Genomic DNA, 16,814 nt, shown 5'->3' on the forward strand with positions numbered 1-16,814 from the left:
TCTCCCATGCTGATTCGGCAACATGGCTTTATTGGGGACGGAGTGCATTAGAATAGGGCCTCCTTCCTACAGGTTTGCAGCGTTCGCCATGGCCCGCCTTCCCCGTCTCGTCGTTCCCAACCAGCCTCATCACATCATCCAGCGTGGTCATGACGGTCTGGTCATCTTCCGCGATACCGATGACCATCAGGCTTTCCTGGGCTGGCTCAAGGATGCTGCACGGCAATTCAAGGTGGCGGTGCACGCCTACGCACTCATGCCGGACCACTTGCACCTGCTGGCTACGCCGGCCGATGACCAGGGCCTGGCACGGATGATGCAATGGATAGGGCGCCATTACGTTCCCTATTTCAACCAGAAACACGGACGCAGTGGCACGCTGTGGCAGGGGCGCTATCGCGCCACCGTCATCGACGCCGAACTCTACCTGCTCGCCGTCTGCCGCTACATCGAGCTCAATCCCGTACGCAACGGGCTGGTGGCCAGTCCTGGTGAGTATCCGTGGTCCAGTTACATGCATCACATCGGCGCCAAGCAGGATGGCCTGATTACCGATCATCCTCAATATTGGTCGATTGGCAACACTCCCTTCGATCGCGAGATCGCCTATCGCCAGCTCACCGAAGAAGGGCTGGCGCGAGCCGAAGTGGAGCGCATCACCGATGCCACGCTCAAGGGTTGGGCGCTGGGTTCGGAGGATTTCAAGCAGGGCCTGGAGCGCCAGACGCATCGCCGTGTGAGTCCGGCCAAGCGGGGCCGACCCGCAATCAGCCGGGCTGTCTCCGACGAAGAAGACTCGGCGGCGCCCCAGGATTCATGATCTTTTAAAATCGCCCTTTGATATCAACGGCTTGAGTGCCCGGCCAATAACTCTGTCCCCATTTAAAAAATCCCTAAATTTCTAGGGATTAAAATTGCACTCAGACCCTAATTATTTTCATTGAACTATTGGGTGCAGTGCACTATTCTTCAAATCCTTACTGTCAATGTGGTGGAGTTCCGTTATGAACGCGCAAGGCCTTTACGACCCAGCAAATGAACATGATGCCTGTGGCGTCGGTTTCATCGCCCACATCAAGGGCAAGAAATCCCATTCCATCGTTGACCAGGGTTTGCTCATTCTGAAGAACCTGGACCACCGGGGCGCCGTGGGTGCCGACCCATTGATGGGTGACGGCGCCGGCATCCTGATCCAGATTCCCGATCAGTACTACCGCGAAGAGATGGCCAAGCAGGGCGTGGACCTGCCGCCGCCCGGCGAATACGGCGTGGGCATGGTGTTCCTGCCCAAGGAAAACGCCTCGCGCATCGCCTGTGAACAGGAAATCGAGCGCGCCGCGCTGGCCGAAGGCCAGATCGTGCTGGGCTGGCGCGACGTGCCGGTCGATACCGACATGCCGATGTCGCCCACCGTGCGCGAAAAAGAACCGGTGATCCGCCAGATCTTCATCGGCCGCGGCCCGGACATCATGGTCACCGACGCGCTGGAACGTAAGCTCTACGTGATTCGCAAGTCTTCCGGCCACGCCATCCAGGCCCTGAACCTGCTGCACGGCAAGGAATTCTTCGTGCCCTCGATGTCGGCCCGTACCGTGGTCTACAAGGGCTTGCTGCTGGCCGACCAGGTCGGCGTGTACTACAAGGACCTGCAGGACGAGCGCTGTGTCTCGGCCCTGGCCCTGGTACACCAGCGCTTCTCCACCAACACCTTCCCGGAATGGCCGCTGGCCCACCCCTACCGCCTGATCGCCCACAACGGTGAAATCAACACCGTCAAGGGCAACTTCAACTGGATGCGCGCCCGCGAAGGCGTGATGCAGTCGGCCGTGCTGGGCTCGGACCTGAAGAAGCTGTTCCCGCTGATCTATGAAGGTCAGTCCGACACCGCCAGCTTCGACAACGCGCTGGAACTGCTGGTCATGGCCGGCTACCCGCTGCCGCAGGCGATGATGATGATGGTGCCCGAAGCCTGGGAAAACCACACCTCGATGGACGACAACCGTCGCGCCTTCTACGAATACCACGCCGCCATGATGGAGCCGTGGGACGGCCCGGCCGCGCTGGCCTTCACCGACGGTCGCCATATCGGCGGTACCCTCGACCGCAACGGCCTGCGTCCGGCACGCTACATCGTCACCGATGACGACCTGGTGGTGATGGCGTCCGAATCGGGCGTGCTGCCCATTCCCGAATCCAAGATCATCCAGAAGTGGCGCCTGCAGCCGGGCAAGATGTTCCTCATCGACCTGGATGCCGGCCGCATCATCGACGACAAGGAATTGAAGGATACCTACGCCAACGCCAAGCCCTACAAGCAGTGGATCAACTCGGTGCGCGTGAAGCTGGACGAACTGAAGGAAGAGCCGCGCCAGCCCTCGTCGGCATTGAAGCTGCTGGACCTGCAACAGGTCTTCGGCTACACCCAGGAAGACGTCAAGTTCCTGATGGCCCCGATGGCCACCGCTGGCGAGGAAGCCATCGGTTCCATGGGCAATGACTCGCCGCTGGCGGTCATGTCCAACAAGAACAAGCCGCTGTACAACTACTTCCGCCAGTTGTTCGCGCAGGTGACCAACCCGCCGATCGACCCGATCCGCGAAGCGCTGGTCATGTCGCTGGTGTCCTTCATCGGTCCCAAGCCGAACCTGCTGGATACCAACAACATCAACCCGCCGATGCGCCTGGAAGTGTCGCAGCCGGTGCTGGACTATGACGACATCGCCAAGCTGCGCAACATCAGCGCGCACAGCGGTGGCAAGTTCAAGTCCTACGAGCTGAACATCTGCTATCCGGTCGCCTGGGGCAAGGAAGGCATCGAAGCGCGCCTGGCCTCGCTGTGCGCCAAGGCCGTGGATGCGGTCAAGTCGGGCCACAACATCCTGATCATCTCGGACCGCAAGGTCGATGCCGACCAGCTGCCGATCCCGGCACTGCTGGCCACCTCGGCCATCCACCAGCACCTGGTCAGCAAGGGCCTGCGTACCTCCACCGGCCTGGTGGTGGAAACCGGTTCGGCTCGCGAAACTCATCACTTCGCCCTGCTGGCAGGTTATGGCGCCGAAGCCATCCACCCGTACCTGGCGATGGACACCCTGGCCGACATGGCAAAGGGCCTGTCGGGCGACCTGTCGCCGGAAAAGGCCATCTACAACTTCCAGAAGGCCGTTGGCAAGGGCCTGCTGAAGGTCATGTCCAAGATGGGCATCTCGACCTACATGTCCTACTGCGGCGCGCAGATCTTCGAAGCCATCGGCCTATCGAAGGCACTGGTGAGCAAGTACTTCAAGGGCACCGCGTCCAACGTCGAAGGTATCGGTGTGTTCGAAGTCGCCGAGGAGGCACTGCGCCTGCATACCGCCGCCTTCAGCACCGACCCGGTGCTGGCCAATGCGCTGGATGCCGGTGGCGAATACGCCTTCCGTATCCGTGGCGAAGAACACATGTGGACCCCGGACGCGATCGCCAAGCTGCAGCACTCGACCCGTTCGAACAGCTACAACACCTACAAGGAATACGCCCAGCTGATCAACGACCAGTCCAAGCGCCACATGACGCTGCGCGGCCTGTTCGAGTTCAAGATCGATCCGTCGCGTGCCATTTCCATCGATGAAGTGGAACCGGCCAAGGAAATCGTCAAACGCTTCGCCACCGGCGCCATGTCGCTGGGCTCGATCTCGACCGAAGCCCACGCCACCCTGGCCATCGCGATGAACCGCATCGGCGGCAAGTCCAACACCGGCGAAGGTGGTGAAGACGTCAACCGTTACCGCAACGAGTTGAAGGGCATCCCCATCAAGCAGGGCGCGACCCTGGCCTCGGAAATCGGCCGCGAACACATCGAAGTCGACATCCCGCTGCTGGAAGGCGACTCGCTGCGCTCGCGCATCAAGCAGGTGGCCTCGGGGCGTTTCGGCGTCTCCGCCGAATACCTGATTTCGGCCGACCAGATCCAGATCAAGATGGCCCAGGGCGCCAAGCCTGGTGAAGGTGGTCAGCTGCCCGGCCACAAGGTCTCGGAATACATCGCCAAGCTGCGCGTGTCGGTGCCGGGTGTGGGTCTGATCTCGCCGCCGCCGCACCATGACATCTACTCCATCGAGGATCTGGCCCAACTGATCCACGACCTGAAGAACGTCAACCCGCGCGCTTCCATCTCGGTCAAGCTGGTTTCCGAAGTGGGCGTGGGTACGGTCGCGGCCGGCGTGGCCAAGGCCAAGTCGGACCACGTGGTCATCGCCGGTCATGACGGTGGTACCGGTGCATCGCCGCTGTCCTCGATCAAGCATGCCGGCTCCCCGTGGGAGCTGGGCCTGGCCGAAACGCAACAGACCCTGGTCCTGAACGGCCTGCGCAACCGCATCCGCGTGCAGGCCGACGGCCAGATGAAGACCGGTCGCGACGTCGTCATCGGCGCCATGCTGGGCGCCGACGAGTTCGGCTTCGCCACCGCACCGCTGGTGGTCGAAGGCTGCATCATGATGCGCAAGTGCCACCTGAACACCTGCCCGGTGGGCGTGGCCACGCAAGACCCGGTGCTGCGCGCCAAGTTCTCCGGCAAGCCGGAGCACGTGGTCAACTTCTTCTTCTTCATCGCTGAAGAAGCGCGCCAGATCATGGCCCAGCTGGGTATCCGCAAGTTCGACGAACTGATCGGCCGCGCCGACCTGCTGGACCGTTCCAAGGCGATTGCCCACTGGAAGGCCCGTGGCCTGGACTTCAGCCGCATCTTCCATCAGCCGGAATCGAAGCTGCCGGTGTATCACACCGACTTCCAGGATCACGGCCTGGACAAGGCACTGGACCACAAGCTGATTGCGCAAGCCAAGATCGCGCTGGAAAAGGGTGAGAAGGTTTCCTTCATCTCCCCGATCAAGAACCTGAACCGTACCGTCGGTGCCATGCTCTCGGGTGAAGTCGCCAAGCGTTACGGCGACGAAGGCCTGCCGGACGACACCATCCACATCCAGCTGCAAGGCACCGCAGGCCAGTCGGCCGGCGCCTTCCTGGCCAAGGGCGTGACCCTGGACCTGGTCGGCGAAGGCAACGACTACGTCGGCAAGGGGCTCTCGGGTGGTCGCATCATCGTGCGTCCCAACACCGAGTTCCGTGGCCGTGCCGTGGACAACATGATCTCCGGCAATACCGTGCTGTACGGTGCCATCAATGGCGAAGCCTTCATCAACGGCGTGGCCGGCGAGCGCTTCGCTGTGCGTAACTCCGGCGCCACTGCCGTGGTGGAAGGCACCGGCGACCATGGTTGCGAATACATGACCGGCGGTACCGTGGTGGTGCTGGGCAATACCGGCCGCAACTTTGCAGCCGGCATGTCGGGCGGCATTGCCTACGTGTACGACCCGGAAGGTGATTTCGCCGGCAAGTGCAATACCGCCATGGTGACTCTGGAAAAGGTCTTGTCGGACACCGAACAGGAACAGACCGTCAACCGTGACATCTGGCACAGCCTGCTGCGCGGTGGCGAGCGCCAGACCGACGAAGCCATCCTGCGCGGCTTGATTGAGCGCCACTTCAAGTACACCGGCAGCACGCGTGCGCGCTACCTGCTGGATAACTGGGCGGCATCGCGTGCCAAGTTCGTCAAGGTGTTCCCGACGGAGTACAAGCGCGCACTGGCCGAGCTGGCCGCCGCTGCCCAATCGAAGAAGGAGAAGGTCGCTGCCTGATCGTCATCAGACAGCGTAACTTTCGAGTCAATCAAGCACGCCGGCGGGCGTGGCGCCAGAGATGAAGAGCGCCGCCCGCCGCATCCTTAGCGAGAATGTGAGAGGAAAATGGGAAAAGCAACCGGTTTCATGGAATACCAGCGCCTCAAAGAGGCCAGCGAAGCGCCAGCCACGCGTACCAAGCACTACAAGGAGTTCGTCCTGCACCTGAGTGACGCCGACGCCAAGATCCAGGGCGCGCGTTGCATGGACTGCGGCATCCCCTTCTGCAACAACGGCTGCCCGGTCAACAACATCATTCCCGACTGGAATGACCTGGTCTATCGCGGCAACTACAAGGAAGCCCTGGACACCCTGCACCAGACCAACAACTTCCCCGAGTTCACCGGCCGCATCTGCCCGGCACCCTGCGAAGCCGCCTGCACCCTGGGCATCAACAGCGACGCCGTGGGCATCAAGTCGATCGAGCATTTCATCATCGACAAGGGCTGGGAAAACGGCTGGGTGGTGCCGCAACCGGCTGCCATCAAGACCGGCAAGAAGGTCGCCGTGGTCGGTTCCGGTCCTGCCGGCATGGCCGCTGCCCAGCAGCTGGCGCGCGCCGGTCACGACGTGACCGTGTTCGAGAAGAGCGATCGCGTGGGTGGCCTGCTGCGTTACGGCATCCCCGACTTCAAGATGGAAAAGTCGCACATCGATCTGCGCGTGGAACAGATGAAGGCCGAAGGCGTGAGCTTCCGCACCAGCGTCTTCGTGGGCAAGGATTTCCCCGAGACCGTCAACAACGGAGCCAAGGAAACCATCTCCCCCGATGAGCTGAAGAAGGAATTCGACGCCGTCATCATCGCCGGTGGCGCCGAGTCCCCGCGTGACCTGCCGGTACCGGGTCGCGAACTGAAGGGTGTGCATTTCGCCATGGACTTCCTGCCGCTGCAGAACAAGGTCAATGCGGGCGACAAACTGAAGAACCAGATCATGGCTACGGGCAAGAACGTGGTCGTCATCGGTGGCGGCGATACGGGCTCGGACTGCGTGGGTACCTCCAACCGTCATGGTGCCACCGCCGTGACCCAGTTCGAACTGATGCCGCAACCGCCCGAGTCCGAGAACAAGCCGCTGGTCTGGCCGTACTGGCCGATCAAGCTGCGCACCTCGTCCTCGCATGAAGAAGGTTGCGAGCGCGATTTCGCGGTGACCACCAAGCGCCTGGAAGGCAAGGGCGGCAAGGTCGAGAAGCTGATCGCCGCACGCGTCGAGTTCAAGGACGGCAAGATGGTCGAAGTCCCTGATTCGGAATTCGAGATCAAGGCCGACCTGGTGCTGCTGGCCATGGGCTTCGTCTCGCCGGTGGCGCAGGTGCTGGAGGCTTTCGGCGTGGACAAGGATGCCCGTGGCAATGCCAAGGCCACCACCGATGGCGAAGGCTGCTACAAGACTTCGGTGGACAAGGTCTTTGCCGCCGGCGACATGCGTCGCGGCCAGTCGCTGGTGGTGTGGGCGATCCGTGAAGGTCGCCAGTGCGCCCGCGCCGTGGACGAGTTCCTGATGGGCTCGTCGCTGCTGCCACGTTGATCCTGTCTGATGGAATTCCATCAAACGATTTATATGATTTAAAAAGTTTTAACGGTTAGTTTCATTTGACCCTGGACCCGGGCCGACGCAAGTCGGTCCGGTTTTTTTTTTGTCCATTTTTCGGCCATTTTTTATCCATTTGATGCTTGCCCTCCGCCCGTCCGGCGAGGCCGGCGCAGCCACGTGTAAAATGACCCATCGCCGCACGCCGGCTCCTTCTCCACACTGCAATGGCAACTCCGATCCGCTACCGCATTACTTCTCTCGATCCTGCTTCCCATGTCTACGACGTCAGCGTCACTGTCGATACGCCTGCGGCCGATGGCCAGGTGTTCTCGCTGCCGGCCTGGATTCCTGGCAGCTACATGATTCGCGAGTTCGGCAAGAACATCGTGGCCTTGCGGGGCGAATCCAATGGCCGCAAGGTGGTCGTGAAGAAGCTGGACAAGCACACCTGGCAGGCCGCTCCCTGCAAGGGAGCATTGACGCTGCATTACCAGGTCTATGCCTGGGACCTGTCGGTGCGCACGGCACATCTGGATCGCACCCATGGCTTTTTCAATGGCACCAGCGTGTTCCTGGCGGCCCATGGCTTCGAGCAAGTCCCGCAGGTGGTGGAGATTGTCCGACCCGAGGGCGATCAATTCAAGCGCTGGCGCGTGGCGACCGCGATGCCGGAGCTGAAGGCAAGGCGCCATGGTTTCGGTACCTATGTCGCGCAAGATTATGACGAGCTGATCGATCATCCGGTCGAGATCGGCGATTTTGCCCTGGCCAGCTTCCAGGCCCATGGCGTGCCGCATGACGTGGTCGTCACCGGCCGCGTACCCAATTTCGACATGGCGCGCCTGTGCGACGACCTCAAGAAGATCTGCGAAGCCCAGATCGCCTTCTTCGAGCCGCGCACCAAGCGCGCGCCCATGGAGCGCTACGTCTTCATGACGCTGGCCGTGGGCGATGGCTACGGTGGCCTGGAGCATCGTGCTTCCACCGCCCTGATCTGCTCGCGCGCCGATCTGCCGGTCAAGGGCAAGTCGGAGCAGAGCGATGGCTACCGTACCTATCTGGGCCTGTGCAGTCATGAATATTTCCATACCTGGAACGTCAAACGCATCAAGCCGGCCGTGTTCGCCCCCTATGACCTGCGCCAGGAGAACTACACCTCCCTGCTATGGCTGTTCGAGGGCTTCACCAGCTATTACGACGACCTGTTCCTGGTGCGTACCGGCGTCATCGATACCGACAACTATCTGAAACTGATCGGCAAGACCATCACCGGCGTGCTACGTGGCAGCGGTCGCAGGAAGCAAAGCGTGGCCGAGTCCAGCTTCGATGCCTGGGTCAAGTATTACCGCCAGGACGAGAACGCCAGCAATGCCATCGTCAGCTATTACACCAAGGGTTCGCTGGTGGCGATGGGGCTGGACCTGACGATCCGCCAGCAGACCGGCGGCCGCCGTTCGCTGGACGATGTCATGCGCGCACTGTGGGCCGGTTTTGGTCGGGACTTCTACCAGGGCAAGCCGCAGGGCGTGCCGGAAGAGGGCATCCTGGAACTGATGGAGCAATTCGCCGGCGCCGACCTCAAGCGCTTCCACGACCGCTACATCCGTGGAACCGAGGACGTGCCGCTGGAAGAGTTGCTGCCGGCCTTCGGCCTGGTCTATGAGGCGGCATTGCCCGCCGACGCCAAGCCCTGGCTGGGGGCGCGCATCACCAAGGAAGGCAGCGACGCCAAGCTGGCAGCGCTGTACGAAGGTGGCCCTGCCATGCAGGCGGGTCTGTCGGCCGGAGACAAGCTGGTGGCCATCGATGGCTTGCGTGTACCCGCATCCGGTCCGGATGGGCTGCTGGTGCGCTATCGCCTCAACGATACCGTGCGTGTGCATGCCTTCCGTCGTGACGAGCTGATGGAGTTCAGCGTCAAGCTCAAGGCCGATACGGCACCGCAGGTGAGCCTCAAGGCATTGGCCAAGCCGGTGGCGACGGTGCGCCAGCGCGAGGCCTGGCTGAAGGTAAAAGCTTGATCAGTTTGCTTTTCTGCAGATGAAAAAAAACCGCCGAATCTGATTCGGCGGGTTTTTTCTTGCAGCGGAAGAAAGCGGATTACTTCGCTTCTTCAGCGCCGCCAGCAGCAGCTTCACCTTCAGCGGCAACTTGACCGGCCGGCACGGCGGCAGTGGCGATGGTCAGGTTTTCCTGGGTCACGGCGGTCACGCCGTTGGGCAGCTTCAGGTCAGCCAGGTGGATCGATTGACCGACGTCCAGCTTGGACAGGTCGACTTCGATGAACTCAGGCAGGTTCTTCGGCAGGCAGGTCACGTCCAGATCAGCAGCCACGTGGCTGATGATGCCGGCGTGCAGCTTGACGGCAGGCGACACTTCAGCGTTCACGAAGTGCAGGGGCACCTTGGTGTGCAGCTTCTGGGAAGCGTCCACGCGCTGGAAGTCAACGTGCAGGACCAGTTGCTTGAAAGCGTGGACTTGGAAGTCACGCAGCAGAACTTGTTCGACCTTGCCGTCGATTTCCAGGTCCAGGATGGACGAGTGGAAGGTTTCCTTCTTCAGGGCGTGGTACAGGGCGTTGTGGTCAACGGCGATGTTCAGCGGGGCAGCAGTGCCACCGTAGACGATACCCGGGGTTTGACCCGCGCGACGCAGGCGGCGGCTCGCTCCGGTGCCCTGTTCATTACGCGGAAAGGCGATGACTTTCATGTTGAAGCTCCAATGTTGGCAGGGCTCGTCGTTGAATCATTCAAGCGACGGTTGCCCCGCGTGTTAAATATTCCCCGCGACCAGGGAATATGAAAAAACCCCACCACGGAAAACCGCAGCGAGGCGAATGCAAAATCTTATTCGGCGAACAGCGACATCACCGAGTCACCCTTGGTGATGCGCTTGAAGGTCTCGGCCAGCAGGTCGGCGCAGGTCAGTTGACGCACCTTGGCGCAGCCACGCGCAGCCGGCGACAGCGGGATGGTATCGGTCACCACCAGTTCATCCAGGGGCGAATTGGCGATACGGTCGATGGCCGGACCCGACAGCACCGGGTGGGTACAGTAGGCCACGACCTTCTTGGCGCCACGTTCCTTCAACACCTCGGCCGCCTTGGTCAGGGTACCGGCGGTGTCGACCATGTCATCCATGATCACGCAGTTGCGGCCTTCGACTTCACCGATGATGTTCATCACTTCGGAGACGTTGGCCTTAGGACGACGCTTGTCGATGATGGCCAGGTCGCAGTTCAGGCGCTTGGCCAGCGCGCGGGCGCGCACCACGCCGCCGACGTCGGGCGAGACCACCAGCAGGTCGTCGTAGTTCTTGTTGACCAGGTCGCCCAGCAGGATGGGCGAGGCGTAGATGTTGTCCACCGGGATGTCGAAGAAGCCCTGGATCTGGTCTGCGTGCAGGTCCATGATCAGGACGCGCTCGACGCCGGCTTCCTGCAGCATGTTGGCCACGACCTTGGCCGAGATGGCAACCCGTGCCGAACGCGGACGGCGATCCTGGCGGGCATAGCCGAAGTAGGGGATGGCGGCGGTGATGCGACCGGCCGATGCGCGCTTCAGGGCATCGACCATGATCATGATTTCCATCAGGTTGTCATTGGTCGGTGCGCAGGTGGACTGCAGCACGAAGACGTCCTTGCCGCGAACGTTTTCATTGATCTCGACCATCACTTCGCCGTCGGAGAACTTGGAAACATTGGCCTTGCCCAGCGGGATACCGAGTTTCTCAGCGACGCCGCGCGCCAGTTCGGGGTTGGCGTTGCCCGTAAAAACCATCAGGTTCTCAAGTGCCATGTGGGTATCCCTGAATGCAATCGTTTAAAAGTCGAAAAGCCGACAATGCTTGACTTGATCGGTCTCACATTGACGGCTTATTTTTCTGACTGGACCCGGGCCTGTACTGCGCCTGTCCGAATTAAATGGCAGGGGAACAAGGATTCGAACCTTGGAATGCCGGAATCAAAATCCGGTGCCTTAACCAACTTGGCGATTCCCCTACGCAACTTGCTGCTCGCCGTGTCGCGCGCTCTATGCCAGGCGCTGCGCTCACGTCAAACCAATTCTTCTTTACGACTGCACTAAATGGGCGAGAGGATGTTCCTGCATCGCTTTGGCTTTCCAGCCGATCCAGCGCGAAGGCAATTGCTTGAGCACTTCGTCTGCCTGATGTTCGTGTTCGAATGCACAAAACACACAGGCGCCAGATCCGGTCATTCTTGCGTTCCCGAAGTTGCTCAGCCACTCGACTGCCGCTGCTACTTCAGGGAAATGCGCAGTTGCCACCATTTCCAGATCGTTCTTCCCGAAGCTGGAAGCGATTTGTTTCGTCGCATCAGGAAAGTCCGTTATTCTGACGGGTTCAGTATCCCTTGTCAACAACTTTGACGAAAATATTAAAGAAGTTGGAACAGATACGCCTGGTTCGATGACCACGAACCAGCAATCCGCGGTTCGCAATGCCACCAATTCTTCACCCACGCCTTCTGCAAATGCATTGCGGCCGAACAGGAAGAAGGGGACGTCGGCGCCCAGTTTCAGGCCCATCTCCATCAGCGAGGCGCGATTGTATCCGCAATTCCACAGATGATTCAAGACCATCAGCGTGGTCGCAGCATCGGATGAGCCACCGCCCACGCCACCGCCCATGGGCAGGATCTTGTGCACGGTGATGTCGGCGCCCAGGTGGGGCTTGCCGCTGGCCTCGCGCAGCAGGTGCGCGGCGCGGATCACCAGATCGGACTCAGCCGGCACGCCCGGCACCTCATTGGTCCTGACGATGCGGCCGTCGTCACGCAGGGCGAAATCCAGCGTGTCGCAACGGTCGATCAACTGGAAGGCCGATTGCAGCAGGTGATAGCCATCGGGACGGCGACCGGTCACGTGCAGGAACAGATTGAGCTTGGCCGGTGCCGGGCAGGCGGTGAGGGTGGTGGTCATGCTTGTTGCGTGGTCAGGTGAGGGCCTTGCGTTGTCCGTGCTCAGGGTCGTTTCCAGCCATCGATGGCAATGCGGATGGCGACCTTGCCGGCCTGGGCGGTGCTGCGGGTCATGTCGATGCGCTTGGGGCGGGCCTGGCCGCTGGCGGCATCGGTCTCCCAGTTGGCGTAGGTGATGCGCCAGCCATCGCGCGTGTCGAAGCTGGCCGCTTCCGTGCCGGCGCGGGCGGTGAAGGGCTTGCCGCTGGCGTCGGTGCCACTGCCCTGCAGCCACTGGCGCATGCCAGACACCGGCAGCGGCCAGCCCAGCGATTGCGCGGCCAGTTCATCCACATCGGGCGCCACCTGCGGTGCGCGCCCGGATTGCACCAGGGTGGCGATGCCGGGCTTGACGTTGATCGTGGCCACGGTCTGGCCCAGGGGCGAGAACATTTCCAGGTTCAGTTCCTGCGGGGTCTGCTTCCAGAAGAAGCTGCCGTGCAGTGACTGCGGGCGCTGGTCCTGCTCGTACTGGACCGAGATGCGGCCATCGATCTCGATACTGGACTGGTAGGCCGGCGCGCTGGCGTTGGGCGCCACGCTGTCCTGCGATACCGTGGCACAGCCGGCCAGCAGGATGGCCAGAGAGAACGGCGCCGCCTTCAGGTAGGTACGATAAGAACGCAAGCGACTCATAACTTCACATTGAGCCGCGCCAGCGTGCTTTTCAGGACTTCATTGTTGGGTTCCTTCAGCGCCGCCTCGCGCCATACCTTGCGCGCCTCATCCTGCTTGCCGTTGGTCCACAGCACCTCGCCCAGGTGGACGCCGATCTCGACATCCGGACGCAGTCCGTAAGCGCGGCGCATCTGGGTTTCAGCCTGTTCGGCGCGGCCCATGCGGAACAGCACCCAGCCCAGGCTGTCGGCGATGAAGGCATCTTCCGGTGCCAGGTCGGCAGCCTTCTGGATCAGTTCCAGCGCTTCCGGCAGGCGTACATTGCGATCGGCCAGTGAATAGCCCAGCGCGTTGTAGGCATGCTGGTTGCCCGGGGCCAGTTGCATTACGCGACGCAGCGATTTTTCCATCTCGTCGTACTTGCCCAGCTTTTCCAGGACCATGGAATAGTCGTAGAGCAGGTCGGTATTGTTGGGGAAGCGTTCCAGGCCACCCTTGAGCACGTCGGCGGCTTCCTGGTTGCGGTTGGCGTCGCGCAGCAGGCTCGACTCGGCCAGCAGCAGCTGCAGTTGCTCACCGTCGTTGGCGGATTCGGCCTGGGCCTGCTCCAGCGCCTTGCGGGCACCTTCGATGTCGGCCTTGCGCGCCAGCAGCTGGGCGCGGCGGACCTGGATGTTGACGTAGCCTTCGCTGCCCGGTTCAGCCTGGTCCAGGTAGCGTAGTGCCGAATCCAGATCGCGTCGTTCCTCGGCGATGCGCGAGAGCAGCAGGAGCGCCTGGCTGGGGTCGCGGTCATCCTCGGGCTGGGCCGAGAGCACCTGCAGATAGCGCTGCAGATAGTATTCGGCGTCCTTCAACTGGTCGGTCTGGGCCGACAGCACGCCCAGCGCAAAGAGGGTGGTGGCGTCTTCGCCGTCTTCCTTCAACAGCGTCTCGAACTGGCTACGGGCCTGCTTGTAATCCTTCTGTTCCACCAGGCTGCGGGCGTAGGCCACGCGCACTTCGCGCGCATCGGGATACTTGCGCAGGAAGTCGGTCACCAGCTTGGTGGCGTCCTTGTTATCCGAGGCCACCTGGGCGGCGGTCAGCACCGCCAGTTCGGAGTCCGGCTTGATCTTCAGGGCTGCGCGCGCCTCACGCTGGGCCTGGACGCCGTCGCCGATGCTGAAGGCGCCCTGGGCCAGGGCCAGGTGGGTTTCCATCAGGTCGCCATAGGGCTTGGTGATGTTCTGCAGGATGGTGAAGCTGGCCTGCTTGTCCTTGGCCCGCGAGAGCAGGCGCTGGATCTGCAGGATCATCGGGCCACGCGCCTGGGGGGCGGCATCGGCCAGGCGCTGGGTCAGCAGCGGTTCGATTTCATCGACGCTGTCCGAGAGCATGATCAGGCCCAGGTAGTTCTGCAGGGCTTCATCGGAGTGCGGCGCCAGTTCGGTCCACAGGCGCACCGCCACCAGCGCTTCGCCCGCCTGGCGCGCCGCTACCGCCATCTCGGCAGCACGCTTGGCCAGGCGCGGGTCGCGCGTCTGCTGCGCGGCCGCCAGCATGGTCACATAGGCCGACTGCCACTGACCGCGCTGGAAGGCGATCTCGGCTGTCAGCACTTTGTAAAGGATGTCCTCGCTCAGCTCCAGCGCGGGCAGGGCGTCTTCCTGCGGCTGGACCTTGGCCTTGGGGGCTTTCTTGCGATTGGCGGCCGACTTGGCCGACGCGCTCTTCTGGTCCTGGGCCGCCTGGGCATCCGCCTTGTCGCCGGGCTGCTGCAGGCTTGCGCAGGCAGTCAGCAGCAGGGAACTGGTGAGGAGAGCGATGGTTTTTTTCAAGATTTCATCCTGACGATTCGGAGAGTTTCGATTTTACGCGCAACAAACGTGGCTTTGCTGACAGCGAAGTGTAATCCATCTTTGACAAGCTTCCCTGTGCAGGTTGCACCTGCGGCTTCAGGTCTTGTTTTCGGCATCTGCATTATCATATGCAGCTTCACGCCCGTCCTCCCTTATCCGCAAGCCGATGCCAGAATTACCAGAAGTCGAAGTCACCCGTCGCGGGGTCGCGCCTTATCTTGAAGGCCAGACCGTCAGCGGTGTCGTCCTGCGCCACACCGGCCTGCGCTGGCCGTTCCCGGCGGGATTGCAGGATCTGTTGGCGGGGCGCGTGATCCGGCGTACCGGACGTCGCGGCAAATACCTGCTGATCCATTTCGACCATGGCACGCTGATCGTGCACCTGGGCATGTCCGGTCACCTGCGCATCCTGCCGCCGGGCATCGCGCCGCAAAAGCATGATCATTTCGATCTGGAGGTCGGTGGCCAGGTCATGCGCATGACCGATCCACGCCGCTTCGGCGCCATCCTCTGGCATGACAGCGCCGATGGCGCCATCGAGGAACACCTGCTGCTGCGCAGCCTGGGGCTGGAGCCGCTGGAAGACAAGTTCAGCGCCCGCGAGCTGTTCAGGCAGACCCGTGGCCGCAGCGCGCCGATCAAGCAGGTATTGCTGGCCGGCGACATCGTAGTGGGGGTGGGCAATATCTACGCGTCCGAGAGCCTGTTCAAGGCACGCATCAATCCCAAGACGCCGGCCTACAAGATCAGTCTGGCGCGCTACGAACGCCTGGCCGAGGCCATCCGCGAAACGCTCGCCGCGGCCATCGAGCAGGGCGGCAGCACCCTGCGCGACTTCATCGCCGTCAATGGCCAGTCGGGCTATTTCCAGCAGAGTTACTTCGTCTATAACCGCACCGGCGAGGCCTGCCGCATCTGCGCCACGCCGATCCGCCAGATCAAGCAGGGCCAGCGTTCCACTTTTTATTGCGTGAGTTGCCAGAAATGAAGGGTATTGTCGAATCACGGGGCAAGGCTGCTGCCGGTGATGTGCTGGAATATGAAGATCCCTCCTTCTCGGCTCAGGTGATCGCCTGGCAGAAACAGCATGGCCGCCACAAGCTGCCCTGGCAGAACACCCGCGACGCCTATCGTGTCTGGCTCTCGGAAATCATGCTGCAGCAGACCCAGGTGGCGGCGGTGATTCCGTATTACCAGCGCTTCCTGGAGCGCTGCCCGGATGTGTTCTCGCTGGCCGCCGCCCCGTCCGAGGATGTGATGGCGCTCTGGAGCGGGTTGGGCTACTACACCCGCGCGCGCAACCTGCACAAGTGTGCGCAGAGGGTGGTGGCCGAATACGGCGGGCGCTTCCCGGATGATCCCGAACTGCTGGCCGACCTCCCCGGCATCGGCCGTTCCACGGCGGCGGCGATTGCGGCCTTTTCCTATGGTCGGCGTGCCGCCATCCTGGATGGCAACGTCAAGCGGGTCTTTGCGCGGGTGTTCGGGGTCGATGGCTATCCTGGCGCCAAGCCGGTCGAAGACAAGCTTTGGCTGCGTGCCGTGGCGCTCTTGCCGCAACAGGATATCGAATCCTATACCCAGGGCCTGATGGACCTGGGTGCCACCCTGTGCGTGCGCGGCAAGCCTGCCTGCGAGCGCTGCCCGCTGGCCGGGCGCTGCGTGGCCCTGGCCCAGGACCGGGTGGCGGAACTGCCGGTGAGCAAGCCCAGGAAGGCGGTCCCGGAAAAGGAAACCGTGATGCTGGTCATCACCCATGGCGAGGATGTCCTGCTGGAGCAGCGTCCCGACAGTGGCATCTGGGGCGGCCTGCTGTCGCTGCCGGAGATCGGCGTGGATGATGCGGCACGCTTCGATACCGCCGTGCGTACCCTGGTGGCACCTTATGGCGAGTTGGAGGGCTGTCGCAAGCTACAGCCGTTCTCGCATGTCTTTACCCACTTCAAGCTGCATGTGGCGCCCTTCCAGGTGGCGCTGAGCAGTCGCAGCCAGGCCATCGCCGAGCGCGGACTGGTCTGGTATCCCGCCCACAGGCTGGCCGATGCGCCGCTGCCGGCGCCGGTCAAGAAGCTGCTGCTGGGGGTGCTGGGGACGCGCGACCTGCTTTCGGTGGTGTAG

Annotated in this window: 11 protein-coding genes and 1 tRNA gene; 6 read left to right on the forward strand and 6 right to left on the reverse strand. The window is 62.1% G+C overall.

Translation table 11 applies throughout. The features are described 5' to 3' along the window. Nucleotides 1–88: 88 nt before the first annotated feature. The 4 genes from I5R65_RS23580 to I5R65_RS23595 all read left to right on the forward strand — a co-directional run bounded on the left by I5R65_RS23580 (nucleotide 89) and on the right by I5R65_RS23595 (nucleotide 9,280). On the forward strand, nucleotides 89–820 hold the full coding sequence (locus tag I5R65_RS23580) for a transposase (RefSeq protein WP_180670992.1): 732 nt from the start codon (nucleotides 89–91) through the stop codon (nucleotides 818–820). 184 nt (nucleotides 821–1,004) lie between these two features. Next, the gene (locus I5R65_RS23585) at nucleotides 1,005–5,681 is read left to right on the forward strand and encodes a glutamate synthase-related protein (protein WP_180670991.1); all 4,677 of its coding nucleotides are present in this window, start codon (nucleotides 1,005–1,007) and stop codon (nucleotides 5,679–5,681) included. A gap of 108 nt (nucleotides 5,682–5,789) precedes the next feature. Continuing rightward, on the forward strand, nucleotides 5,790–7,253 hold the full coding sequence (locus tag I5R65_RS23590) for a glutamate synthase subunit beta (RefSeq protein WP_180670990.1): 1,464 nt from the start codon (nucleotides 5,790–5,792) through the stop codon (nucleotides 7,251–7,253). A gap of 230 nt (nucleotides 7,254–7,483) precedes the next feature. After that, the gene (locus I5R65_RS23595) at nucleotides 7,484–9,280 is read left to right on the forward strand and encodes a M61 family metallopeptidase (RefSeq protein WP_180670989.1); all 1,797 of its coding nucleotides are present in this window, start codon (nucleotides 7,484–7,486) and stop codon (nucleotides 9,278–9,280) included. 79 nt (nucleotides 9,281–9,359) lie between these two features. On the opposite strand, the gene I5R65_RS23600 is transcribed toward I5R65_RS23595, so the two are convergent. From I5R65_RS23600 to I5R65_RS23625, 6 genes are all read right to left on the reverse strand, one after another. Then, a complete protein-coding gene (locus I5R65_RS23600) occupies nucleotides 9,360–9,968 on the reverse strand; it encodes a 50S ribosomal protein L25/general stress protein Ctc (RefSeq protein WP_180670988.1) in 609 nt (202 codons plus the stop codon). 137 nt (nucleotides 9,969–10,105) lie between these two features. Beyond that, a complete protein-coding gene (locus tag I5R65_RS23605) occupies nucleotides 10,106–11,056 on the reverse strand; it encodes a ribose-phosphate pyrophosphokinase (protein WP_006465127.1) in 951 nt (316 codons plus the stop codon). Between the two features lie 126 nt (nucleotides 11,057–11,182). Then, nucleotides 11,183–11,259 (reverse strand) — tRNA-Gln (locus tag I5R65_RS23610). Nucleotides 11,260–11,329: 70 nt separating this feature from the next. Further along, entirely contained in the window at nucleotides 11,330–12,199 is an 870-nt protein-coding gene (gene ispE / locus I5R65_RS23615; protein ID WP_180670987.1) for a 4-(cytidine 5'-diphospho)-2-C-methyl-D-erythritol kinase, read from the reverse strand. 41 nt (nucleotides 12,200–12,240) lie between these two features. Next, nucleotides 12,241–12,873: a lipoprotein insertase outer membrane protein LolB gene (gene lolB, locus I5R65_RS23620; RefSeq protein ID WP_180670986.1), complete on the reverse strand. Its 633-nt coding sequence runs from the start codon at nucleotides 12,871–12,873 to the stop codon at nucleotides 12,241–12,243. Further along, complete coding sequence (locus tag I5R65_RS23625; protein ID WP_180670985.1) at nucleotides 12,870–14,675, reverse strand: tetratricopeptide repeat protein; 1,806 nt, start codon at nucleotides 14,673–14,675, stop codon at nucleotides 12,870–12,872. Before I5R65_RS23625 ends, lolB begins: the two co-directional genes overlap by 4 nt. Nucleotides 14,676–14,862: 187 nt before the next feature. On the opposite strand from I5R65_RS23625, the gene mutM reads away from it, so the two are divergent. Together mutM and mutY are read left to right on the forward strand one after the other, a co-directional pair. Then, entirely contained in the window at nucleotides 14,863–15,684 is an 822-nt protein-coding gene (mutM, locus tag I5R65_RS23630) for a bifunctional DNA-formamidopyrimidine glycosylase/DNA-(apurinic or apyrimidinic site) lyase (protein WP_180670984.1), read from the forward strand. Beyond that, complete coding sequence (mutY, locus tag I5R65_RS23635; protein ID WP_180670983.1) at nucleotides 15,681–16,814, forward strand: A/G-specific adenine glycosylase; 1,134 nt, start codon at nucleotides 15,681–15,683, stop codon at nucleotides 16,812–16,814. The genes mutM and mutY overlap by 4 nt, the downstream gene beginning before the upstream one ends.

The sequence above is a fragment of the Herbaspirillum sp. AP02 genome (assembly GCF_015767275.1).
Taxonomy (GTDB): domain Bacteria; phylum Pseudomonadota; class Gammaproteobacteria; order Burkholderiales; family Burkholderiaceae_D; genus Herbaspirillum.